Raw genomic sequence first — 24,524 nt, forward strand, 5'->3', positions numbered from 1 at the left:
GGGCATCTTATGAATGTTTATCGGGATAAAGATTCATAAGATGCAGCCTTAGCCTTTTTCTTGAGAAAGTTAAGCTTGATATTTTGAACCATCCGGCATTGTTGCGCCTTCTAAAAACGCTCCTTTTAACTCAGAAATACTCACCTTTGCATCTTTTAAATTTGCTCCATTCAAATACGAACCCTCCAAAATTGCCCCACTCAAACTCGCATTCCTCAAATTTACACCACTTAAATTTGCCTTACTCAAATCAGCACAAATCAAATTTGCACCCTTGAGATTTGCACTACTTAAATTAACCTCCATCAACTTCGCAAAACTCAAGTCCGCCTCCACAAGATTTGCACCGCTGAGTTTACATAAACTGAGATTTGCATTATTTAAATTCGCTTCTCTCAAATTAGCATTACTCAAATCACTTTCACTTAAATTTGCTTCACTCAAATTTGCTTGTGGCAAGTTAATCTTCACTAACTCAGCCCCCGAAACATCTAAACCTCTCAGCGAAACACCATCCTCATTCAAATCTTGCAAAGCTAAAATTCTCGCATAGCTGACTTTTACATGATGGGCTGCATCAATGGTACTCCAAGCTTGGTAATGAAATTGTTTTCGTCGATCTGGCGCTTCTTTAATAAATAAAACCACCGCCACCACTAAACTAATCGCATCAGCGCCATTTAACACCTCTCCTAGCCACGATTCTTCATCTCCAATTACATACACTACAGACATCACAACTGCGGCAATTAATGCAACTTTCCAAGCCGGCAATGACCAAAATATCTCGTTTAATTTAGCCGGCAATTCTTTGAGAGCCTTTCCCCAAGGCTGTTGAGAAACTAGCTCTTTAATTTGTTGATACTTTTCCGTTATGTTGTTCAAAAATTCTTGAACAATCTCGTTATTAAATCCAAAGCTGAATAAACCCGGCTTTGCTTTGGAACCCTCAACTTCGTTTAATTCTTCTTTTGCTTCTGGCTTAGATTCTGGCGGTTTTTGTTCTCGCACAGAAGCGGCAGAAATTTCTCTTGCACCTTTTAACATTTGCGCTGTAATTAATCGCAACGCATCCCCCCACGCATCCTTAACTTCTTTTGTCCATTCGTCGCCCAAATATTCCTCAAAAGTGCTCAATAAAGCTTGTCCAACGGCAGGGTAATATTTGGGAATTGCCCCATAACCAATATGTCTTGCTCCCAAAACATTTAAAACCTGTGCCAATGCTTCTGGATTTCGCAGACTTTCTACAACAACTACTAAAGAATTTATCAGTTTTTTGTGTTGGTTGGTCATCTCTGTTTTAGCAAACAACGGTTTTACTTCTGGATGCGCTTCAAAGAGATATTCATAAAATCTGGCAGCAAATTCCTCGGCGCGAGGTTTAATTTTTTCAAAGCTATTTTCTAGCAGTTCCACCGGCAACTCTTTTGTCACCGAGGAGTTTTCTTCTTCGGTAATAGATGCCGGTATTTCTGTTGGCTTCACCTCTTCTTCAGTAATTAAAGTTTTGTCTTTAACGTTAGGTTTTTCTGATTTTTCAGTTACCGATTCTATCCCCGCACCTTTTAACATTTGAGCGCTAATGGCAGCAAAGGCATCTACCCAAGCTTTTTTAACTTCCGGTGTCCAATCTTTCTCTAAATATTGCTCAAAAGTTGTTAATAAAGCTTGTCCAACCGCAGGATAATATTCAGAAATTGCCCCATAACCAACGTGCCTGGCTCCCAAGGCATTTAAAACTTGTCCTAACGCTTCGGGATTTCGCAGACTTTCTACCACCAAAACCAAAGAACTTAACAGCTTTTTTTGTTGCTTTTCCATATCGGTTTTAGCAAAAAGCGGTTTTACCTCTGGATAGGCAATAAACAAGTTTTCGTAAAAGCTTACTGCAAATTGATCGGCGCGAGGTTTAACTTGCTCAAAACTTTGCTCTAAAAGTTCCACATCTAACATTATCAATTCTCCATTTTACAAATTCAAGTTTTCTAGCTCTTGCGACAAAATTGCCATAAATTCATCGGAATTTTTAATCCCCATTTCTCCCAAAGCTTTCCATTCCTCTGAAGTGTAATCTAAATCCTGCCCCATGACATCTTGCGTCCAATAAGCTAAATTAGACGGATTTTCCATGAGGTCATAAGTCAATTTTAAGAGATCCAAACCTTGCGTTTTTTCACGGACTTTGACCGTCAAACAAAAAGTTAATAATTTGGCTAAGTTGCTGTCGGGGGGAATGGAAATTAAAAAAGCCATCGTCTGAGCAAGGGTAAATCTGTCTAATTTCATTGATATCTCCTTTATAATTTGGAATGGATAAATTATAGTTTAAAATAAATTAGTATGGAATTTAAGGAAGAAATCTCTCATGCCCTATCATGTTGTCTATGATGGCAATTGTAATCTTTGTGTAACTTTGGTGCAATTGCTAGAAAATTTAGATAAAGGTCAACAATTTAACTACATTCCCATGCAAGACCAAACCGGCCTAAACCGTTTTGGAATAACACCGGCAGATTGTGAATTAGGGATGATTTTAATTGATGCAAAAACGCCAGATCGCCGCTGGCAAGGAAGCGACGCCGCCGAAGAAATAGGCCGACTGCTGCCAGCCGGAGAAATTTTTGTTTCTGCCTATCGGGCGCTACCCGGTTTAAAATGGGCGGGAGATCGATTTTATGAACAAATACGCGATAACCGTTATACACTTTTTGGTAAACGCAACTCTACCTATGAGCCGGTTTACAAAAGCGATTGCGGTTGTACGCCTAAGACTGAGTAGAACCATTAAACACCTCAAGAATTTGCCGGCACAAGAGTTTTAACTTTTCTCCAGCCGCATCAGAAGGCGACTTATCGCCAACAAATTGCCAATTTTCCACCGTAGAAAAGCGCCATTGTTTGCCGGTGTGATCAAACCCCGCCGCCTCCACACCAATAGCCCGCCGGCAGCCATCGAGAGGATCGTCATAAAAGCGAATCTGAATCAAAATGCTGCGACTTTGAAAAGACCGCGATAACCCCGGAAAATGAAAACCAATATCAATCGAATCAGGATCAACCAATTCGCGGGTATCAGGATCATTCATCCAAGGTTTGAGATCCACCCGCAACTCTGGAAACTCTGACTTAAACAAATTCACGACAGCCGCGATTTTGCTTGCCAATTCAAAATTTTTCACTTGTTCCGCTGCATTCACTCCAACACACTCCCCTACTAACGATGCTCTCAGATTGTGATCTAATGGTTTGAGATGGGCAGAGACGTTTTTTTATCTCAAGATAGCCCATATCTTGCCAAAGTAGCCCAAACCACAGAAGATCAGGAGTCAAAGAAATGGCCATACCCTGCCACATCCTTGTTGTAGGCAACCCCGCAGTTATTTATGCAAGTCGCAATGGTAGCCCCGAAAAAGTACGCCGCATCCTCAAACCTTTCTTAGAAAAATTTTTGCAAGAGAGGGAAACTGCCGGTGAATACTGCGACACCCCCGAATGCTTAGTTGCTCAAATTGTGGTGCGATTTGGGTTTGAAATTTGCGAGGATGATTTTTCTAACCTCCGAGTTGGGGTAGCGTTTAATTCCGATGTGCAGTACCTTTACTCTGTGGCCCCAGATTGGACAGTGACGGTATGGGTACCCACAGAAGAATACCGCCAAAATCCCAGTCTGGGGCTAAAAGCCTGCCAGCAACTCGAAAACGAAGGCTGGACTATGGAATAAACTTTATATTAATTCTCACCAACAATAAACCTAACCCCCCTGCCTCGTTCCCTACAAGGCAAGGGGGAAAAAAAGGGAGAGGTTGATAGGGGGTTAGATTTCAGATGCCGGCAATACCCTAACCCGTGCAAACCTTAAACCGCTGACGCCTTGCAAAGGTTCCACCATTCCGCATTCAATCTCACTTTCTACCCAACCTTCCCGCGCCAAATAACGCAAATATTCTTGATATTGCCCGTACTCTCCATCTGTGGAATAAACCACCGTCAGCATTCCCGGTTGAGTAATGCGGGTTTGGCTGTGACTTTCCACGCCTTTATCAATTCGCTTTTTGACAATTTCATAACGAGTATCGCGTGTACCGCGCACATCAAACAAATTATCGGTTTGTTCATCGTGGAAAATATCAACAGTTGAATCTTGAACTAATACCAAATGTGTGACTTGCATTTTGGTACTATATTGGTCTTGAATTTTAAACGCTGTGCGAGCACAATCACACAAAGCCCGTAGTTGTTCATAGCGCAAACTTCGCAAATGAAACGGCGTAAATTTTGGGTCTATGGATGCACCGGCATAAATCATGTGATCAATGCCGTCGGTAAATTCTACATCACAATAGTGCGGTGTAATTTCCTGCATTCTTCCTTGCCAGCGTTCCCAAGTTTCCCTAAGCAGCATATTAATTTGATTGATCGTTTGATCGTAATGAGCACGAGCGACATATACACATTCGTGTTCATTGGCGCAATGCTGCCGGTAAGTTTCGACAGCCTGCTGCGCTTCTTCTCCACAGCTTGCAAAATAATCAAAGTAAATTTCGACTTGTTCTTTTAAATATTGGGTGGCGGTGACTTCTGCATCAACGGTGACTTCTTCTTGCAATTTTTCGGCATATTCTTTTAAGTCTATTTTTAATTGCTCACCAAGGGAAGTTTTTTGATTGTTACAAACTGCTGTAACTATGGCAATTGCTAAACGGAATTGTTCGATTAAATCTGCTTGAATTGCACGGTTTCTTTCTTCAGAAGAACCGCGAATATCGGAAATGCCATACAAGGGGTAAACATCATTAAAAACGATGGGTTCCGGCGGTAAACCCCAACTGCGGCGCTCGGCTTCTTGCAAAAATCGCCACTCAACGGCGGGGTGGATGTTGTGGAGGGTGGTAACGCGCTGCTGGATGGCGGATCTTAAGGCTGCAAGAAAGGCGGGGATAAGGGTTTCGGCGTTTTGGCTGTCTGTGCTGTTGAAGTTGTTGGGGCGGTCGCTGGTTAGGCCCACTAAACCGGCAAGTTGGCCGGTGCTTGGTGTGGAGTCGGTGGCTTTAATAACTAGGGGAATAAGTAGCATAGAACGCACTCCCATTTGCAAAAGTGTGCGCTCACATTCGGTTTGACAATCTGCTGCTAAGTCGGCAATATTTAAGACTTGATTGGCTTTGGCGGCGCGTAAAAAATGTGAGCCGCGTAGGGATTGCATGGGATAGGTGGTTGGGTTTAGTTTGTCGCTGATATTGCCTAAAAATATCTGGGCTTTGTCGCGTTCTATGCTTAAAACAACGGTATTTTGAGCGCGAAATAGGGATCTTAAATGCCGGTTAATTTTGCTGAATTTACTGGGGCGTAAAATTGAGTCTCGCTGAATTAAAAGCTGAATAAGTCGCCGTTGGGTTTCTTGGGGGGTGATGTCGAATCCCACAAGCAAAAAATGTCCTTCGATGTGGTAATTTTCTAGTTTCAGCCGATTTTCTAAGCTTGACAAATTAGGCAAAACATGATAAAATTTACCATTTTTTTTACCTGGATAAGAAACCGGTTGTAAATCGGCAAATTCATCAATGGAGTTAAGGCGGGAGATTTTTAGAAGGTGAGATTCCAGCCAAAATTGAATATAGCGGGGTTCCCGGTAGAGGGGACTTTGGACGGTGACGGTGAGGGGTTCTTCTAATTCTACAGGGTCGGTAAAGTTAAGGTGATAAAGTTGTTTGAAAATTTGACAAATTAGATGTTGCCGGTAGAGGCGGTTTTCTTGGGGTGTATCAAAATCGGCAAAAATTTCAGTGAGTTGGGTGGGTTTTGTTTCGAGGGTGTGGGTGTCGGTGCCGGTGAGACGGCAAAATGTTTCGTTAGCGTGGGTGAGGGTAAAATTGTTGGGGTGAATGGCTGCGATCAGTAGCCTTTGGGAGCTAGGCGAGCCGGTGAGCCAGTCGAAATTGTGCGTTTTGGCTTGGTGTTGGTCAATTTCTGGCATTTGGGATGCCGGTAAAGCCACAGGTTGTAAAACTGAGTTAATTTTTTTGGCTTTTGTTTGAGCGAGTTTGCCTGGTTTGCCGGCTTTGTCTTGGCTGGCAACTTGCCTGTCGCTGCGGTTGTTGTTTAAATCAAAATTGGGCTCGGAAGTAGACATGGGTGATGCACCTGTAATGTGTGAAATTAAGACAGGGTTGTTGTTGAAAACAAGGCCGGTGGTACTTCCAAGGCAAGCCTGGAGCTATACCCCCAGATGCTATCGAGGCTGGGTATTCTCCCTTAAGATAAAATGTGATGCACCCGTTGTCTGCCTAGTTGTCTGACAAGTTTAGGCATTTGTTTAAACTTTGTTTTATTTTAAGCGTCTTTTTTGCGAATTAAAATACTTCCCAGACAGAAATCTATAAATTCTTGCTATCTTTACCAAATCTTTACTGACTCCATCTCTGGCGGCTCTCTACCCGATAAGAAAATGGCCGATGAGCGCTATCACGATATATCTCTATAAAAACCAAAATTCCGGGTATTGAGGTATGGCTAGGAATTGCTGATAACTGCGCTCAAAATCACAACTTTTAAAGATATTATTTTTTTGTTGCCGTTTTTTGCCAGTAAATTTCGCGCTTTGTTTCTGGATGTCCGGATCGCGTCTCGCCTTTTGGTACAAGTAGCTAATGCAGCTTGCATCGTTACAAAAACTTTCCTATTTTTGGCTTTTGTTGAACTTGCTTAGAGTTCTTGCCAATTCGTCATTGATTTTTTCTAATTAACCCTATTGATTAGCAGGCTTTTATGAGGGTTTCAAACATTGCAATTGTTACTTTACTTTCTCTGGCCACTCAGGAATTATTTGGCGATGTTTTGGAAAAAATATTTGAAGATTCCTTTGGCCCAATAAGCCCAAACCAAAACGCTATTTCTTTTGATACACCGGCCTTTGCAGTCGAGCCGGTTAGCGTTCCCGAAACGCTTTTTGTCGGGAATTTTTCTCGCAGCACCTCATCGGAACTTACCCCAATTGAGTTGGCGGAGCCACCGCTAACTTTAATAAATATTTTGGCTTTAAATTTCCTTTTTTCCACCCTCGCAGGAATTGTAGTTTTTTTATTATGCCGGCAAGTTGTTATCTTTCGAGTAGTCGAAGAAGTCAAACAACGCTTAAAAGAATTAAACCTCTTAGAACAACAAATTCTAAGCGTCACAAACACATCAGAAAAATTAAGCGATGAATTGCAACAACATTTCACCACAACCAAACAATCAACCCAAAAAGAACTGCAAATTTTAAAAATTGAATTTGAAAACCAGAAAAAAAGCCTGCAACAATTCCAAGCCCTCAAAGATCAGTGTATTTTTCAAGTACAAAAAATCACTTTAGAGGCTCAAGAAGCCAAAGAAAATGTAATTCACCGGCTCTCTAAAATTACAGAAACTCAGATTTTAGAAGCCCTGAAGCCAGAAATAAACCAGCAAATTAACGGCCAAAAATCACAACAAGCAAACTCAAACTCCCAGCAGGGTTTCGAGAATGAATGGGAATATATTAAACAAGGAGAGGTGCTTTTTCAAAACCAAAAATATCAGGAAGCTCTTATCTGTTATGAGCAAGCCCTAAAAATCAACCAAAATTTTTATCAAGCCTGGTATAATCGCGCCATTGCTTTAGCAAAATTAGAGCAATATGAAGAATGCTTACTTTCTTATGATCGGGCAACTTATCTGCAACCGGATAAATATGAACCCTTGTATAACAAAGGTAACTTACTCGTAAGATTACAACGCTATGAAGAAGCCCTAAGTTATTACGATAAAGCCTTAAACCTTAAACCAGATATTGCCGAAGCTTGGCACAATAGAGCGGCGGTTTTAGCTAAACTTCAGCGCGATGAAGAAGCACTCGCTGCTTATAACAACGCCCTTAAACTGAAACCAGATAAATATGAATCGTGGTACAATCGAGGAAACTTACTGGTAAAATTGCAGCAAAATGAAGAAGCCTTAAAATCCTATGAAAACGCCCTCAAAGTTCAAAATAATCGGGCGGAAGTTTGGCACACCAGAGGCATACTTCTTGAGAAAATGCAGCGCAATCAATTGGCTCTTGATTCTTACAATAAAGCTCTAGCCATCAAACCTAACTTTGCTGAAGTGTGGCATAGTGTGGGAAAATTATTAGAGAAAATTCAGCAATATGATCAGGCAATCGCGTCTTACAAAAAAGCCCTGGAAATTCAACCAAAAAATCCCTTATTCTGGCAAAGCCAAGGGGGATTGATGGAAAAATTAAGCCGATATGAAGAAGCGATTATTTGTTATGATAAAGTGATTGAACTTCAGCCAGAAAACTTTGAAGCGTGGTACAGTTCCGCCAATTCGCTTTTAAATTTACATCGCTATGAAGAAGCGCTTGTCTCTTATGAAAAAGCGATTAAAATTAAGCCAGAGCAATATGAAGTGTGGTATAGTCGGGGCAATTTGCTGGCGAGTTTACACCAATATCAAGAAGCCTTAGCATCCTTTAGTAAAGCCTTTCAAATTCAGCAAAATTTAACGGTAGCCGGTTGTTAATTATCTCTGAGAATAGAACGAGTTAAGGTTTAACTTGGTATGTAGTTGCAATAAGGGCGGTGCGTATATAGTTGCGCTTTAGCGCTCCGTATGTAGTTGCGCTTTAGCGCCATCCGTGCCACCGGCACACCAAAAAGAGCTATTCTAATCAATAACTCTTAAACAAAAAACTACACACAACACCATTCATGTTTGACGCCCTTTCCGAACGCCTAGAAACAGCCTGGAAAAAACTACGCGGACAAGACAAAATCTCAGAGTCCAACATACAAGAAGCCCTCCGAGATGTAAGACGAGCCCTCCTCGAAGCCGACGTCAACCTACAAGTTGTAAAAGATTTCATAGCCGAAGTCGAAAAAAGAGCCTTGGGAGCCGAAGTCATCAGCGGCGTGCGACCGGCCCAACAGTTCGTCAAAATCGTAAACGACGAACTCGTAAAAGTCATGGGCGAAACAAACGCCCCCCTAGCCGAAGCAGAAAAAGCCCCCACCATCGTATTAATGGCCGGTTTGCAGGGAACAGGTAAAACCACAGCCACAGCCAAACTCGCCCTACACCTGCGGAAACAAGATCGTAGCACCCTCCTCGTCGCCACAGACATCTACCGGCCCGCCGCTATTGACCAACTCGTTACCCTCGGTAAACAAATCAACGTGCCGGTCTTTGAAATGGGAACCGGCACCGATCCCGTAGAAATCGCCCGTCAAGGCGTAGAAAAAGCCAAAGCAGACGGCGTAGATACCGTCATCATCGACACCGCAGGCCGGTTACAAATCGACCGCGACATGATGGCAGAACTCGCCAGAATCAAACAAACCGTCAAACCCCACGAAACCCTCCTCGTCGTGGACGCCATGACCGGCCAAGAAGCCGCCAACCTCACCCGCACTTTCCACGAAGAAATCGGCATCACCGGCGCCATCCTCACCAAAATGGACGGCGACAGCCGAGGCGGCGCAGCCCTATCCGTGCGGCAAATCTCCGGCGCCCCCATTAAATTTGTCGGGATGGGAGAAAAAGTCGAAGCCCTGCAACCGTTTTACCCCGAACGGATGGCCTCGCGCATATTAGGTATGGGAGATATCGTCAGCTTGGTAGAAAAAGCCGCTGAAGAAGTCGATATCGCCGACGCCGAAAAAATGCAGCGGAAAATTCTGGAAGCGCAATTTGACTTTACCGACTTCCTCAAACAAATGCGCTTGCTGAAAAACATGGGTTCCCTCGGCGGCTTATTAAAATACATACCGGGGATGAACAAAATCTCAGACACCGACTTGCAAAGAGGCGAAGCCCAACTCAAGCAAGCCGAAGCCATGATTAACTCCATGACGCCAGAAGAACGAAAAAATCCAGATTTGCTGGCAAGCACTCCATCGCGGCGCCGGCGCATCGCCAAAGGCTGCGGTTATGGGGAAAAAGAAGTCAGCGAACTGGTAACAAACTTTACCAAAATGCGAGCCATGATGCAGCAGATGGGCCAAGGTCAAATGCCGATGCCTGGAATGCCTGGAATGCCCGGAATGGGAGGCATGGGAGGCATGGGAGGCATGGGAATGGGAGGGGGCCGGCCTCAAGCAGGTTGGCGCGGCTATCCAGGGGCACCAACTAGCGGTAAAAAAAAGAAAAAAGAAAAGAAAAAGAAAGGCTTCGGGCAGTTATAAGGTTGTCATTAGTCATTTGTTAGGGCCCTGCCAACGGGCCGACAGATGGGCAATCGGGGACATTTGAGAAACCACGATTAAGCAAAGCCCAGACATGGTACAATATAGAACTCTGTACCGCAAAGACCAGAACAGCTAAAAGCTTGTACCAGCCCAAAGCTGAAAAACACACCAAAAGAAAATCACAGCAACATGATTAGATTGCGCTTAAAGCGATTCGGCAAAAAAAGAGAAGTCAGCTATCGTATCGTCGCCGTACACAGCACCTCACGCCGTGATGGCCGGCCCCTAGAAGAACTTGGCTTTTATAACCCCAGAACCGATGAAGTAAAACTGAAAACAGAAGCTATCATCACCCGCCTCAAACAAGGCGCCCAGCCCACACAAACCGTGAGAAACCTCCTCACCAAACAAAAAGTTTTTGAGCTACTAAGCGGCGAAGCTACCTCAAATGCCTGAAAATCAACGATTGCCAGCTGGTGAAAACTACACCGGCTTGGTACAGTTTCTCATCGAGCCCTTTTTAGAAAGCCCTGAGTCTCTGAAAATCGATTGCGAAATCTTGCCCAGCAAGCCCCGCGTTTGGATACGCCTCGCCATTGACGGCGAAGACAAAGGGCGCGTATTTGGTCGCGGCGGTCGCAACATCCAAGCGATCCGCACCGTATTAGAAGCCTCGGCCCGATCCAATGGCCAGACGCTTTATCTCGATATCTACGGCAGTGGATCAGAACGGCGCGAAAGTCCTCCTCCATCGGAAAGTCGAGTGCCACCGTCACGGCCCTCCAGACCTCCCTCTCGCCGGCCAGAATTCCCCAGCCGGTCTTCACCGAAATTTCGGACTCCTTAAAATTAGCTAAACGGGAAGACTGACTGACTTTTTAAGCAAATTATCAGTTTAAAAACCAAGCCGCACAAAAACACCCATTAAAAAAAATCGTTTCGTATCGCCAAAAAACAAACCGCGATACTTGCGAGTTGTTGACAGTGCCGGCCAAACTCCAACGCCTGGAAAATCGCCCAAAATGCTGATTTCAGGTGTTTTTTTATCTTGATTTTCATAAACTAAAATAAACTTATAGTGCCTTGTCAACCCAACGCACCCCACTCACCTTTTCACCAACCAAGGGCCAGCGGGTTTACGCCCGTACCCAATTACGGATGACAGAAAGCAAAACCATTTCCTTACCCAACATAGAAAGTGCCATCGCCCTCGCCGGCAACCGCGAAGAAAACCTCAAAACCCTCTCCAAACAAACCGGCGCCACCCTCGTCCTGCGCGGCCAAGACTTGCTGATCACCGGCACCGCAAATCAAATTCAACTTTGTTGCCGGCTTGTCTCCTCGCTTGAGGACTTCTGGAAACACGGCAAAAGCATCACCAATGTAGACATTCTCACCGCCCGCCACGCCCTCGACACCAACCGCCAAGACGAACTCCAAGACTTGCGCGGCGACGTCCTCGCCCGAAACCGCCGAGGCGACGAAATACGCGCGAAAACCTTTCGCCAGCGTCAATATGTCCAAGCCGTCCGCACCCACGACCTCACCTTTTGTATTGGCCCAGCCGGCACCGGCAAAACCTATCTCGCCGCTGTGCTCGCTGTCCAAGCCTTGCTCAGCAATCAATACGAACGACTTATTTTAACCCGCCCCGCCGTCGAGGCCGGTGAAAGACTAGGCTTTTTACCAGGCGACTTACAACAAAAAGTTAACCCCTATCTGCGCCCCCTCTATGATGCCCTTCACGAATTCATAGACCCCGAAAAAATCGCAAACCTCATGGAACGCGGCATCGTCGAAGTCGCGCCCCTGGCTTATATGCGCGGACGCACCCTCAGTAACGCTTTTGTGATTTTAGATGAAGCCCAAAACACAACGCCGGCACAAATGAAAATGGTGTTAACTCGTCTCGGTTTTAATTCCCGAATGGTAGTAACAGGCGACCTCACCCAAACCGACTTACCGCTGCATCAAGCCTCCGGTTTATCCGTTTCTCAAAAAATCCTCGAAAAAGTCGAAGGAATAGCCTTTTGCTATCTCGGTAAAGGCGATGTTGTCCGCCATCCCCTAGTTCAGCGCATTGTCGCCGCCTACGAAGAGCACGAAAAAACCTAATTTGTGCTTAAAATTAACCCGAAACCCAATTAACAAAAAATCCCTAAACTATCTGTGGGGCATACATTGCCTGCCTTATACAATGGCGGGCATCTTGCCCGCCCCACTGGTGGGGCATAAATCGGCATTTAAAAAATCCAAGCTTTTATGAAGCAAATATTTTCCAGCTTATTATTAGCCTTACTGCTGTTTCTTTCAACTGCAACTCAAGCAAGTGCCGGCCCATTAACTGAGCGCATTGCTCAATTTCCTAACTGGGAAAGTAAACCCCTGCTAAAAGCCGCCAAAGGAGATTTAATTTATCCAGAATGGATAACCGGCACTTGGGAAGCCACCAGCACATTAGTAGAAATGATTGCCCCTTTAGCCCCAAAAATAGTAACTCCGGGGTTTGAAACTAACCGAAAATATATTAATATTCCTGTGACTTTTATGGTGCGGTTTCAACCGGCCCTCACTTCTTCCAATTCCGAAAAATCTCGTTTTATTCAAAGTGAAATAGTAGCAGATCGCGCTTTTAATGGCTTGAATATTGCCGAGGCTTATCTGGGAAAAGAGGCAGTTTTAAATGTCAAAGTTGACCCCAATTCCCCTAACAGACAAATCACCTTTTTACGCGGCGACCGGCAACTTATTTCTACCGTCACAGCTAGACAAAGTGAGACAGAAAACACCCGTTTTGTCGCTACAGAAGTGAGCCAACAAGTTTTTCAAACCGGCCCCCGAATTTATCTCAACGAAGTTGAAACCACCACCAGCTATACACCACCGCAACCACCAGACTCAAAAATTAGCGCACAACAGATAACTGCAATTTACCTTTCTCCGCAAGACCCCGATTATTTCGCCGCAGGTAACAAGCCAGTAGCACTTTATTATTATACTTTAGAACTTGTGCCCCAGCCATTTTAGATTTTTCTCTGAAGAAAGAATTTAAGCAAAATTAGCGAGCAAATTTTAATCAGATTCTAAGGCAGGATTAGAAAGAACAGCAGGCAAATAAATAGTAAAAGTTGAACCGCGATTTAATTCACTCGTCACCATAATATCACCTCCCATCATTTGGCAGTATTTTTGAGTAATAGTTAATCCCAGGCCGGTGCCCCCATAATGACGGGTGGTGGAGGAGTCAGCTTGAGTGAAAGGCTGGAAAACCTTAGAAACTTGTTCTGGACTCATACCAATGCCGGTATCCGTGATAGAAAAAATAATCCAAGAACTTTGATTTGTCGCCAAATCTGTTGGTTTAGCCTGGCGTAGACAAGGAGGAATTTTCGATTTGTCAAAGTTTTGGTCTTTGATTTCATCCTTACTAATAGAAAAAACAATTGTGCCTTGATGGGTAAACTTTGTGGCATTACTCAAAAGATTTAGCAAACACTGACGGACTTTTGTTAAATCGAGTTGGGCTGTACCAATATCATCAGGACATTTCACGGTGAGGGTATTTCCATTTTTAGGAAGTAAAGGCTCAATAGTCGTCACCACTTCCCAAATCAAAGTTTCCACTTTAAAAGTTTCTATATAAAGCTGCATTCGACCGGCTTCAATTTTAGATAAATCCAAAATATCGCTAATCAAAGATAACAATTGTTTGCCGGCAGAATTAATTTTTAGTAAGTCATCAACAAACTCTTCTTCTCCTAAATCAACCGCTTCTTCTTGCAGCATTTCACTATAGCCGATAATCGCATTAAGGGGAGTTCGCAACTCGTGACTCATATTTGCCAAAAAAGCACTTTTAGCCCGATTTGCTTCTTCAGCAGCTTCTTTTGCTAAACGAAATTCCTCAGCGCGGGCGCGTTCTGTAATATCTTGAACCGTGCCGGTGATTCGTATTGCAGCGCCCGAAGAATTGAGAAAAATTTCCGATTGTTCGTGAACAATTCGCACTTGACCATCAGGAAGCAGAATGCGGTAATCAATACTATAAAGTACCTGATCATCGATAGCTTTTTTAATAGAAGCCCCAACAAAATCGCGGTCATCAGGATGGATAAATTCTAAAAAAGACTCGTGGTTGGGGGGAAAAGCAGCAGGGGGAAAACCTAAAAGCCGGTACATTTCATCAGACCAAGAAAGCAGGTTTTTTTCTAAGTCTAAATCCCAGTTTCCCAATTGAGCGATACGTTGAGCATTAGCTAAACTGGCTTGATTTTGACGCAGAGATTGTTCGGCTCGTTGCCGGCCAGCAATAGCAGTAGCCAAAACCAAAGAAGTGAGGATGAGAACCGCCATAAAAGCTTGGAGAGTTAAAAACGCCTCACTGGGGTTATTGGTGTGTTTGAGAAACGGGCCACTACCGCGCGCCACCCCCCAAATGGCCAAAGCAGAGATAATTAAATTTCCTACCGCAGTTCCGCCGCGTCCAAACCGCAAAGCTCCCCAAACGACAAGCGGAAAGGGTAAATACTCCATTGGGTATTTTGCGATATAAATGCGAGTTCTGGAACAAAAAACAACCCAACCAACACAGACAAGCAAACTCAACCAAAAACCAATTTCCAGTAAGCGTTGGGGGTTCCGGTTGCCGCCTTGCCACTCATGGCCTACTAACAGCAGAGGCGAGATGGCGACCACACCCATAACATCCCCCACCCACAGACTCCACCAGAGAAATTCAAAATGCTGCCAAGGGTGGAGACCGTCCAGACACAGAGCCAGAGCGCTGAGGGTGGAATTAATCAGCATTGACACCATTGCGGCCAAAAAGAGGAAAACCACATCTTGGGGGCGTTCCATTGAAGGGCGGAATTTGAGCTTGTCCAGCAGCCTGACTCCGGCAATAGCTTGTAAAGTGCTGGCAGTAGCCACAACAAAAGCAACAGCAATAGATCCTGACTGTTGGAAGGTAAAAAAGAAAGCACCCAGAGCAACTCCGGGCCAGAGACGTTGATTGTAAAGCAGTGCGGCCAGAGCAATACCGACCGGTGGCCCCACCGGCACTGCTTTAACATCCATTCCTGGAATAAAGGCTGAGACCACCGATGCCCAAAAATAGCTCACAGCCAGCGCAGCCACTAAGATTAAAAATTGTCCATACCTGTTCTGGAGGAAGGTCATAATTATCTGTTATCCTCTAAAATTCCTACTCTCGACCTCACTATATTTTTCCTTGTATTGCAGCTAGAAGCTAGAAAATCCGACCCACTATTAGAACTGGCTAACAAAGTATGGGATTCTTCTACCTTCAACCCTAGCTTGAGCTTTTTTCCCTTAACTCGCGTTTGCCTTAACTGGCGCCCTTGTGACATCCGTGATGCGTGCGTTGGTTTATGTATCAACTATAACTTGGAGCCCCATCAGGGGTTGCTGAAGTATCTTATCGTGCTATGGCAAAATTCAAAATCCTTTCACCTGCCCCCCAAGCGCCGCCTTATAAAGTTGAAACCAAGCAATAGACGCTTAAGAAAGTGGCTAAAATCTAAAATCTTTGTGTTTTAAATTCTGCTTTAGCAAAAAGTCCACCAACTCCCTGACCAACCCAATTTTTTTAATAAAAACTCAGTCTCAACATCCCAAGCCCATTGAAAATGACTCGTTAAAAATTTAATAACCATCTAAAATTTTTCAATTAAAATACTTTTAGAAGCTTAAAATTCTCGCTCTACAAACCGCTTCAACTCCCGTGCCATTCGCAACATCGCCTTTTGTTCATCTTGACGAATAAAAGGAAAAAACACTCTGCACAAAAAACCAGAAAACTCCTGCCGGTGGGTGTATTTTGTCCGACCCACGCCAATTTCTTGTAACTCAAAAACCTGCTGGCTGCGAAACCCCGGAATTTCTGAGATCCATGCTAAACAAACATTGCGCTGGACTCTGCTACAGACGGGGGTGATCAGGGTTTCCGACTCGCCCGGATGCCGGCGAAAGCCTAAACACACCACTTCCCCTGTTTGAAATGGCAGCGAAGCATCACAGTCAAATAAAAAAGAATTCCATTCTTTCCAGCGTTGCTTGGCCATCAAAACCTGCCAAACCCTCTCCCTGGGGGCACTTATCTCAATTTCAACATACACACTCGCCATAATCTTAAACACTATATTGGTGCAAATCAGTACATTTTGCTTAGGTGTGTTTCCCCTAAGATCAACGATTGTCCAGCAAGATGTACGATGGACATCTCTGGCAAAAACACAAATCTTAACGCCTTAACTTTACCCTAGAAAACAGAAACAGCATGGTAGACCTAACTCCGACCCCCAGTTTTAGTTTAACGATTCGCTTGCAACTCCCCAACCGCGCTGGAATGCTGGCCAACGTCACTCACGCTATTGCCTCGGTTGGCGGCAACTTGGGCCAAATTGATTTAATCGAGCAAACTCGACAAGTTTCTCTTCGGGAAATTACGGTTGATGCGACTTGTGACGAACACATTGAGGCTATTGTTAACGCTGTTAAAGCCTTAGAAGATGTGCAAGTCTTGAAAGTTTATGATCGGACTTTTCATCTGCATCGTGGCGGAAAAATTAGCATCCACAGCAAAATGCACCTGAAAACTCAGGCAGAATTAGCTATGGCTTATACTCCGGGTGTGGGCCGTATTTGTAAGGCAATTGCTGAAGATCCGCAACAGGTTTATAAACTCACGATTAAACAAAATACTGTTGCTATTGTTACTGATGGTAGTGCGGTTTTGGGCCTTGGCAATTTGGGCCCAGAGGCGGCGATGCCGGTGATGGAAGGCAAGGCGATGTTGTTTAAAGAGTTTGCCGGTATTGATGCGTTTCCGATTTGTTTGGCAACTCAAAATACAGACGAAATTGTGCAAACGGTGAAAAATTTGGCGCCGGTTTTTGGCGGGGTGAATTTAGAAGATATTGCGGCACCGCGATGTTTTGAAATTGAATCTCGTCTGCGTCAAGAGTTGGATATTCCTATTTTTCACGATGACCAACATGGGACGGCAATTGTGACGCTGGCGGCGTTGGTTAATGCGCTTAAAGTTGTAAATAAGGCAATGGCTGAGGTGGCAATTGTTATTAATGGTGCCGGTGCGGCTGGCATTGCTATTGCACGTTTACTGCAAAAAGCTGGAGCCGAAAAAATTGTCATTTGCGATTCTAAGGGGATTTTGTCGAAGAGCCGGTCTGACCTGAATCCAGAAAAACAGCAATTTGCGGTGGAACAAACTGGCTTGCTGGCGGATGCGCTAATTGGTGCTGATGTGTTTATTGGGGTAAGCGCGCCGGGGGTTTTGACTCCGGAGATGGTACGCTCTATGGCAAAAGAGCGCATTGTTTTTGCGATGGCTAATCCGATTCCTGAAATTCAGCCGGAGTTGGTGGCGACGGAAGTGGCGGTGATGGCTACCGGTCGCAGTGATTATGCTAACCAAATTAATAATGTTTTGGCGTTTCCGGGGCTGTTTCGCGGTGCTCTTGATTGTCGCGCTGCTACGCTGACTACAACGATGTATCTGGAAGCGGCGATGGCTATTGCTTCTTTGATTAATCCTTCGGAGTTGCACCGCGAGTATATAGTGCCTTCGGTTTTTGATGAGCGGGTGGCAACTGCTGTGGCCGGTGCTGTTCAAAAAGCGGCTCGTACTGAAGGTGTTGCTCGGTCGTAGTAATTTTCGCTTTGCCGGTGGGTTTGGGTTGAGGGTAATCGCGGGCAAGATGCCCGCGCCACTGGGGCATAACCCTAGCCACCCACCGGCACGATAGCCAACCGTTCATAGGCAGAGGTAATGGCTTTTTGACCGCGTAAATAGCCGGTATTTGCACCCGGACAAATGTAACTAAGGGTGTCAGCGCTAAAACTGTTTAGGAGTTTTTGGACGTTTTGTAATTGCCTGGGCCAATGAAAAGTTTTTGAGGTTTTCAGGGGCACCGGCTCGCCTTTTTGGTTGGGTATGATGTGCCGGCCTGTAAATAAAACTCCGCCGTTGCTGCTATGGTACAAACAGGATGACCCCGGAGAGTGTCCGGGTGTCCAAATCAGCTTGGCGGTTTCACTAAGATTGTATTCTTCGCGGAAGGTGGTTACTTTTGTTTCTGGCAGGAGGTAGGCTTCTTGTTCGGAGATGATCACTTCGCAGCCGAGAATTTGGCTGAGTTTTTCCGCTTTGCCTATGGCTCCTCGGTGGGTGATAAACAGCCCCTTGACTCCGCCTTGTTGTTGCAAAAATTCGAGGTTGGTGTCATCTAGGGCGGGAGAGTCTATGAGGATGTTACCTCTATTTTCTACAATGAGATAGGCTGTTGCTCCCAAGGTGTCCCGATTGGGTGAAAACGCAAAAATTGTATCAAGGACGGCCTGTGGTTGCTTGGACATAGCATGATTTTCTCTTTAATCCTGGTTTTAGGACTGCTTACTTATATTATTTTGCAGCGGACGGTGGCGCCGGTGACGGCTACCCCGGTTTGGCTTTTGTGGTTGGTGATGATGACTCCAGCTTTTTTGTGGAGTGCTTGGGTGTTGGTGTACGGTGAAAATAAACCGATTCCACCCTTGCTGATGCTGGTGCCATTTGTGCTTTGTCCGACTATTTATTTGTGGTTGGTTCAGCGGGGCCGGTTGCCAGAAACTCGCTCGGCTGCAACGGATGAGTCGAATGTAGAAAAAACTCTCCAGACTCCTGCTGAGCATACTGTGCCTTTACGTCCCATTTCCCAAGCGGAAGAAACGCAGTTACGAGAGTGTTTTCCTTGGTCGGTTTATTTTTTACAAAATCTGGAATACCGGCCTCAAGCGGTGATTTGTTGGGGTCATTTACGCAGTAATCCAGAAGAAGCTTATGGGGTTATTGGGGAAAATATTAATAAGATTTTTGGCGACAGGTTTTTGTTGGTTTTTCGAGAAAATTTGAATGGTAAACCGTTTTTTGCTTTGGTTCCTAATCCTTATCAAGAATCGGCGGCGGAGAATTCTCTGGAGTTAAACCGGCCTTTTTTAGCTTTTGCCTTGTTTTTACTTTCGCTGTTTACGACAACGGTTGTCGGTGCACAAATGGCTGGGGTATCAGCTAAAAGTCAGTCGTTAAATCTGGGGATTTTGCAGTTAGGTTTACCCTATGCTTTGGCTTTAATGGGAATTTTTGGGGTTTATGCGGTTTCGCGCTTTTTTGTGGCGCGTCATTACCGGTTGCGTTCAACTTTGCCTTATTTTATTCCGATTCCTTTTTTCTTGGGAACTTTGGGCGCTTTTATTTCCATTCGTTCGCCGGTTCCTCACCGCAAGGCTTTGTTTGATTTGAGTGTATCGGGGCCGGTTTTAAGTTTGCTGTTGAGTTTACCTTTGCTTTTGTGGGGGTTAGCTCATTCGCAGGTGGTGGCTTTGGGTGAGGATGTGGGATTGTTTAATTTTGATAAAGTTAATCCCCGTTTTTCTTTATTGTTTGCTCTTTTGAGTAAGTTGATGTTAGGCGCGGCTTTAACTGCGGATAAGGCTATTGATTTGCATCCGGTGGGCGTTGCTGGTTATGTGGGTTTGGTGATTACGGCGTTTTATTTGATGCCGGTTGGTCAGTTGGATGGGGGGCATATTGTTCATGCTATGTTTGGGCATCGAACGGCGGCTATTATTGGTCAATTTTCTCGGTTTTTGTTGTTAATTTTGTCGGTGGTTCAGCGCGAGTTGTTATTATGGGCTTTGCTGTTGTTTTTGATTCCTATTCGGGATGAACCGGCCCTTAATGATGTGACAGAGTTGGATAATAAACGTGATTTGTTGGGGCTAGTGATGTTGGGTTTGTTACTTTTGATTATTTTGCCCTTGCCTAAGTTTTTGTTAAATGTTTTGCAGTTTTCTTGAAAGCTAATTAACTTGACAATTTACGTTATTTGTGATAACAAATAAAAACTAAATAAATTTGAGGAAAAAGTTAAAATGAGCGATATAAAACCAATTAAAGTTTTTGGCGGTGGGCTGGCTGGAACTGAGGCGGCGTGGCAAATTGCACGGGCTGGGGTGCCGGTGATTTTGTATGAAATGCGGCCAAATTTTCTGAGTCCGGCACATCATACAAGTGAATTGGCGGAGTTGGTTTGCAGTAATTCTTTTGGCGCAAAAGCAACGGATCGTGCTGCCGGTTTGCTGCATGAAGAATTACGTCGGCTGGGTTCGATTATTATTGGCAAGGCTGATAATCATTCGGTGCCGGCTGGGGGTGCTTTGGCGGTGGATCGAGCAGTTTTTAGTAAAGATTTAACGGAAACTTTGGCAAATCATCCTTTAATTGAATTGCGGCGCGAAGAGGTGCGATCTATTCCTGAAGATGATCTTGTGGTGTTAACCACCGGCCCCCTAACCAGTCACGATTTAGCGGAAGATTTACGCGCTTTTACCGGCCTGGAATACATGAGTTTTTTTGATGCTGCAAGTCCGATTGTTCTGGGCGAATCAATTAATTTTGATGTGGCTTTTCGGGCTTCTCGTTATGATAAAGGCGATGCAGATTATGTTAATTGCCCTATGAATAAGGAGCAATATCTGCATTTTTGGCAGGAATTATGCAAGGCTGAACAAGCAGAATTAAAAGATTTTGAACGGGAAACGGCAAAGTTTTTTGAGGCGTGTTTGCCTATTGAAGAAATGGCAAAACGCGGGGAAGATACAATGCGTTATGGCCCCCTCAAGCCGGTGGGTTTAACGGATGAGCGCACGGGTGAACGTTTTTATGCGGTTGTACAATTAAGACAGGAAGATAAGGCCGGTCAGCTTTGGAATATGGTAGGGTTTCAAACTAACCTCCGTTGGGGTGAACAAAAGCGAGTTTTTAGTTTGATTCCGGGGTTAGAAAATGCGGACTTTGTAAGGATGGGTGTGATGCACCGCAATACTTTTATTAATGCTCCTGAGTTGCTTTTTTCCACTCTTCAATTTAAGAAGAAACCGACGATTTTAGCAGCCGGTCAATTAACGGGTACGGAGGGTTATACTGCTGCGGCTGCCGGTGGTTGGTTGGCAGGTACAAATGCTGCTCGTCTTGCTTTGGGTAAGGAGGTTTTGCAGTTGCCGGTGACGACTATGATGGGGTCATTATTTGAGTTTATTAGTTCGGCTTCTGTTAAGCATTTTCAACCGATGCCTCCTAATTTTGGAATTTTGCCAGAGTTGGGGGTGAAAATTCGCAATAAACAAGAGCGTTATGGGGCTTATCGAGATCGTTCTTTGGCGGATCTTGAGAGTTGGAAAGCTGCTGTGGCCGGTTAAATTAGATGCCGGTGGCGGTTATGGCCCAGAAGCCACCGGCCCTACTGATCTTCGCATTTGACAAAAACAAATATTTGGTGTAATGTGATGAAACTATAAAACTGTGAGTGCAGATTGTCGCTGAGTAAATTCTGTGCTATAGTTTAACGAAACGAGGGTGTGTAGCTCAGTGGATAGAGCATCAGATTCCGGTTCTGAGGGTCGGGGGTTCAAATCCCTCCATACTCGTTAAAGTTTTCTAAACTCGGTTTCATTGAGAAGCCGAGTTTTTGATTTTCGGGTGCCGGTTTTATTTTAGGGTTGTGCCGGTGGGTAATTAAAAGACAGGATAACATTGCTTTATCGCTATTTCCTACCTACCATAGTGATCAAAACGATATTGATCAAAACCGCATTAAGTACAACTATCTCCCTAATCAAAAGCAAAAACCACCGACTGATTTCGCCCGCGTTGCTTAGCCACATAAAGAGCCCGATCTGCTTGCGAAATCAAGGTGTGCGGTGACAGTTCCAAACTTGGAATTAAAGACGCAATCCCCAAACTAATCGTAACGACATCACTTACCTCAGAACTCTGGTGAACAATCCCCAACTTCTTAATCACAGAATGAATCCGATTTGCGACAGCAATTGCGCCTGAGCGATCCGTATTGGGCAAAATAACGACAAACTCTTCCCCTCCATAACGAGCCACTAAATCCGCCGGCCTGTACACCGTATTTTGCACAGCCTGAGCCAGTTTCATCAAGCACTCATCGCCCTCTTGATGCCCATAAAAATCATTATAACGTTTAAAATAATCGATATCAAATAGCAACAATGATACAGGGTTTTGTTCTCGAAAAAGTCGCTGCCATTCTTGCTCTAAACGGTCATTAAAACAGCGGCGATTAGCAATTTGAGTCAAACCATCAATATTAACCAACTTTTCTAACATTCGCGTAGCGTTTGCCAATTCTTGATTAGAAAGTTCAAGTTGATGGTTAGTCTCTCTCAATTGCGCCTCTGCTTGTTGGCGTTCTGCTAACTCCTTCTGCAACTTTTCAAAAAGATTGACTTGCTTAATAGCTATCGATAACTGAAGAGAAATTTGTTGAATGAACTCTATCTCAATTTCTTGCCAATGACGGGGCGAAGAACATTGATGAATGTAGAATAAACCCCACAAATCGTCAGCCCCATTCAACAATGGGACAACCAAATTAGCCCGAATCTGAAGTTTTGCCAAAAAAACCCGATGGCAGTCTGAAAGCCCAGCAGTTTCGATATCATCTACGGCGTGAAATCTGCCTTGCTGATAAGAGAAAGCATACTTTTCGCCAAAGCAATCATCGTGAACTTTTATGCCTACATTAGAATTAACCCCTGTTGCTACAGATTCGGCGACAAATTCCCCATCGCTATAAAATCCATTGGGATAGAATTTAAACACCCCTACTCGCTCAGCCTGAAATAACTCGCGGATCTGAGTACAAGCAATGGCAAAAATTTTAGATAAATCAAGAAATTGATAAATATTTTGGGTAATATCTCGAAGCAATATCGCCCTTTCGTACTGCTGTCTGAGGGCTATTTCTACCTGCTTTTGAGCGCTGATGGCTATCTCCGCCGTTTTTTTTGCCTTGAGAAGTTCATCTTCATACTGGATGCGCTGGTGGATAGGGATTAAAATACAGTTGTTTACGCACCTTCCTGCCTTTTCACGCCGGACTGCATTAACAAGAATAGGCACGTCTTTTCCATGCTTAGAACGCAAAGAAAAGTAAATTTCCTCTGCCTTTCCATGCAGTTTAAGAATCGGGAAAAAATGCGTTTGATAAAAAATGCGGCTGGCAATCGGTAGAATTGTTTCGATTTTCCGTCCCCGCAAATCCTCAAGTTCATATCCGAGTAATTCCAGCAGCGTTGCGTTGATCATCGCAATAGTGCCATCGTCAGTAAACGAGAGAAAGCCACAGGGTGCCATATTAAGTAGCTCGTCTATCTGGTCGGTCATGTTGGCAATGCCGCTCAGGCAACATAAGCAGCACTTAAATATTCTTTGATTAAATTGATAGTTTCTTCTGGATGGCTCATGTGCGGGCAATGTCCAGTCGCTTTCATTAGTTTGAGTGTACTTTTAGGCAAGTGCTGGCCTAAATATTCTCCTACCTCAACCGGCGCAATCATATCTTCCGCACATTGCAAAACCAGAGAAGGTATCGTTACTTTTGATAAATCATTGCGGTTGTCTGAGTAAAAAGTTACTTCAGCAAACCGGCTTGCTATCACGGGATCAGTGGAACAAAAACTTGCCTCAAGCTCACGAGTTAACTCAGGCTGATCAGGATTTTGCATCACCATCGGTGCCAAAAAACTCGCCCAACCTATGTAATTTTTTTCCATGATATCTAGCAAGCCTTCAATATCTGCTCTCTCAAAGCCTCCGATATAATCGGGGGGCTGGTTGATGTAGCACGGGGAAGGACTGACGAGAATCAGGTTCTTAAAAAAATGAGGCGCTTGGATAGAGGCAAGAATACCAATCACGCTACTTACAGAATGCCCAACAAAAATTACTTCGCTCAAGGCTAATGCTTCACAGATATCGAGAATATCTTGGGCATAGCCATTCAGGTTGCTGTAGCGCTCGGTGTTATAGGCGGCGATATCTGATTTTCCAGAGCCTACATAGTCAAATAGGATGATTTTATAGTCGTTGAGGAAGGCCGGCGTTAGGTAGCGCCACATATTTTGATCACACCCGAAGCCATGCGCCAATAGCATGACTTGTGGGCCTTGTCCCAACACCGTTACATTGTTTCGTAGGAAAACGTTTTCAACCATTTTTTAAACACAATCACAATATATTTATTGTATTAGGAAAATTCAACGGACTTAAAGCAATGTAAGCGTCAAAGTATCAAGAATTCGCACGATGTCAGCAGTAAGGATCACTGAGTCCAAGTTTTGCTCGACCAACCGCCGCAAAGTAATTTTTTGGGTGTCGATGCTTTTACAATTTGTTACACTATGGCCGTTTTGTTTGCGGCTGAAGTT

Annotated in this window: 20 protein-coding genes and 1 tRNA gene; 12 read left to right on the forward strand and 9 right to left on the reverse strand. The window is 44.4% G+C overall.

Features of this window, described 5'->3' with window-relative positions; translation table 11 throughout:
- Positions 1–69 precede the first annotated feature (69 nt).
- Together NG798_RS01815 and NG798_RS01820 are read right to left on the reverse strand one after the other, a co-directional pair.
- On the reverse strand, positions 70–1,956 hold the full coding sequence (locus tag NG798_RS01815; RefSeq protein WP_261220085.1) for a pentapeptide repeat-containing protein: 1,887 nt from the start codon (positions 1,954–1,956) through the stop codon (positions 70–72).
- A 15-nt stretch (positions 1,957–1,971) separates the two neighbouring features.
- Positions 1,972–2,289 carry a hypothetical protein gene (locus NG798_RS01820; RefSeq protein ID WP_261220086.1) on the reverse strand — a complete coding sequence of 106 codons (318 nt, stop codon included), beginning with the start codon at positions 2,287–2,289 and terminating at the stop codon, positions 1,972–1,974.
- A 79-nt stretch (positions 2,290–2,368) separates the two neighbouring features.
- Between NG798_RS01820 and NG798_RS01825 the strand changes: the two genes are divergently transcribed.
- Positions 2,369–2,782 (forward strand): thiol-disulfide oxidoreductase DCC family protein, encoded by a 414-nt coding sequence (locus tag NG798_RS01825; protein ID WP_261220087.1) that lies wholly within the window; start codon positions 2,369–2,371, stop codon positions 2,780–2,782.
- Here NG798_RS01825 and NG798_RS01830 read toward each other — a convergent pair.
- Complete coding sequence (locus NG798_RS01830) at positions 2,769–3,200, reverse strand: hypothetical protein (RefSeq protein WP_261220088.1); 432 nt, start codon at positions 3,198–3,200, stop codon at positions 2,769–2,771. The genes NG798_RS01825 and NG798_RS01830 overlap by 14 nt on opposite strands.
- Positions 3,201–3,337: 137 nt before the next feature.
- Here NG798_RS01830 and NG798_RS01835 point away from each other — a divergent pair, with 137 nt between their 5' ends.
- Positions 3,338–3,724, forward strand: coding sequence for a histidine kinase (locus NG798_RS01835; RefSeq protein ID WP_261220089.1), 387 nt, complete (start codon positions 3,338–3,340; stop codon positions 3,722–3,724).
- A gap of 93 nt (positions 3,725–3,817) precedes the next feature.
- Here NG798_RS01835 and NG798_RS01840 read toward each other — a convergent pair whose 3' ends face one another.
- Complete coding sequence (locus tag NG798_RS01840; protein WP_261220090.1) at positions 3,818–6,133, reverse strand: GAF domain-containing protein; 2,316 nt, start codon at positions 6,131–6,133, stop codon at positions 3,818–3,820.
- A gap of 635 nt (positions 6,134–6,768) precedes the next feature.
- On the opposite strand from NG798_RS01840, the gene NG798_RS01845 reads away from it, so the two are divergent.
- From NG798_RS01845 to NG798_RS01870, 6 genes are all read left to right on the forward strand, one after another.
- Positions 6,769–8,544, forward strand: coding sequence for a tetratricopeptide repeat protein (locus NG798_RS01845; RefSeq protein ID WP_261220091.1), 1,776 nt, complete (start codon positions 6,769–6,771; stop codon positions 8,542–8,544).
- Positions 8,545–8,732: 188 nt separating this feature from the next.
- Positions 8,733–10,205 carry a signal recognition particle protein gene (gene ffh / locus NG798_RS01850; protein ID WP_261220092.1) on the forward strand — a complete coding sequence of 491 codons (1,473 nt, stop codon included), beginning with the start codon at positions 8,733–8,735 and terminating at the stop codon, positions 10,203–10,205.
- A gap of 192 nt (positions 10,206–10,397) precedes the next feature.
- Positions 10,398–10,664, forward strand: a complete 267-nt coding sequence (gene rpsP / locus NG798_RS01855) for a 30S ribosomal protein S16 (RefSeq protein ID WP_261220093.1) — start codon at positions 10,398–10,400, stop codon at positions 10,662–10,664.
- Complete coding sequence (locus NG798_RS01860; RefSeq protein ID WP_261220094.1) at positions 10,657–11,055, forward strand: KH domain-containing protein; 399 nt, start codon at positions 10,657–10,659, stop codon at positions 11,053–11,055. Before rpsP ends, NG798_RS01860 begins: the two co-directional genes overlap by 8 nt.
- A gap of 311 nt (positions 11,056–11,366) precedes the next feature.
- Positions 11,367–12,323 carry a PhoH family protein gene (locus NG798_RS01865; RefSeq protein ID WP_261220095.1) on the forward strand — a complete coding sequence of 319 codons (957 nt, stop codon included), beginning with the start codon at positions 11,367–11,369 and terminating at the stop codon, positions 12,321–12,323.
- Between the two features lie 147 nt (positions 12,324–12,470).
- Positions 12,471–13,235, forward strand: a complete 765-nt coding sequence (locus NG798_RS01870; RefSeq protein WP_261220096.1) for a DUF6816 family protein — start codon at positions 12,471–12,473, stop codon at positions 13,233–13,235.
- A gap of 45 nt (positions 13,236–13,280) precedes the next feature.
- On the opposite strand, the gene NG798_RS01875 is transcribed toward NG798_RS01870, so the two are convergent.
- Both NG798_RS01875 and NG798_RS01880 read right to left on the reverse strand, forming a co-directional pair.
- Entirely contained in the window at positions 13,281–15,386 is a 2,106-nt protein-coding gene (locus tag NG798_RS01875) for an MASE1 domain-containing protein (RefSeq protein ID WP_261220097.1), read from the reverse strand.
- A 530-nt stretch (positions 15,387–15,916) separates the two neighbouring features.
- On the reverse strand, positions 15,917–16,354 hold the full coding sequence (locus NG798_RS01880) for an SRPBCC domain-containing protein (RefSeq protein ID WP_261220098.1): 438 nt from the start codon (positions 16,352–16,354) through the stop codon (positions 15,917–15,919).
- Positions 16,355–16,506: 152 nt separating this feature from the next.
- Between NG798_RS01880 and NG798_RS01885 the strand changes: the two genes are divergently transcribed.
- On the forward strand, positions 16,507–17,898 hold the full coding sequence (locus tag NG798_RS01885) for a malic enzyme-like NAD(P)-binding protein (RefSeq protein ID WP_261220099.1): 1,392 nt from the start codon (positions 16,507–16,509) through the stop codon (positions 17,896–17,898).
- Between the two features lie 74 nt (positions 17,899–17,972).
- Here the strand turns inward: NG798_RS01885 and NG798_RS01890 are convergent, their stop codons facing one another.
- Complete coding sequence (locus tag NG798_RS01890) at positions 17,973–18,605, reverse strand: MBL fold metallo-hydrolase (RefSeq protein ID WP_261220100.1); 633 nt, start codon at positions 18,603–18,605, stop codon at positions 17,973–17,975.
- Between the two features lie 3 nt (positions 18,606–18,608).
- Here NG798_RS01890 and NG798_RS01895 point away from each other — a divergent pair, with 3 nt between their 5' ends.
- The 3 genes from NG798_RS01895 to NG798_RS01905 all read left to right on the forward strand — a co-directional run bounded on the left by NG798_RS01895 (position 18,609) and on the right by NG798_RS01905 (position 21,713).
- Positions 18,609–20,084: a site-2 protease family protein gene (locus NG798_RS01895; protein ID WP_261220101.1), complete on the forward strand. Its 1,476-nt coding sequence runs from the start codon at positions 18,609–18,611 to the stop codon at positions 20,082–20,084.
- Positions 20,085–20,159: 75 nt separating this feature from the next.
- Positions 20,160–21,485 (forward strand): FADH(2)-oxidizing methylenetetrahydrofolate--tRNA-(uracil(54)-C(5))-methyltransferase TrmFO, encoded by a 1,326-nt coding sequence (gene trmFO, locus NG798_RS01900; protein ID WP_261220102.1) that lies wholly within the window; start codon positions 20,160–20,162, stop codon positions 21,483–21,485.
- A 155-nt stretch (positions 21,486–21,640) separates the two neighbouring features.
- A tRNA-Arg gene (locus tag NG798_RS01905) sits at positions 21,641–21,713 on the forward strand.
- A 184-nt stretch (positions 21,714–21,897) separates the two neighbouring features.
- On the opposite strand, the gene NG798_RS01910 is transcribed toward NG798_RS01905, so the two are convergent.
- Positions 21,898–23,481 carry a sensor domain-containing diguanylate cyclase gene (locus tag NG798_RS01910; RefSeq protein WP_261220103.1) on the reverse strand — a complete coding sequence of 528 codons (1,584 nt, stop codon included), beginning with the start codon at positions 23,479–23,481 and terminating at the stop codon, positions 21,898–21,900.
- Between the two features lie 14 nt (positions 23,482–23,495).
- Positions 23,496–24,311 carry an alpha/beta fold hydrolase gene (locus tag NG798_RS01915; RefSeq protein WP_261220104.1) on the reverse strand — a complete coding sequence of 272 codons (816 nt, stop codon included), beginning with the start codon at positions 24,309–24,311 and terminating at the stop codon, positions 23,496–23,498.
- Positions 24,312–24,524 lie beyond the last annotated feature (213 nt).

This window comes from Ancylothrix sp. D3o (assembly GCF_025370775.1).
Taxonomy (GTDB): domain Bacteria; phylum Cyanobacteriota; class Cyanobacteriia; order Cyanobacteriales; family Oscillatoriaceae; genus Ancylothrix.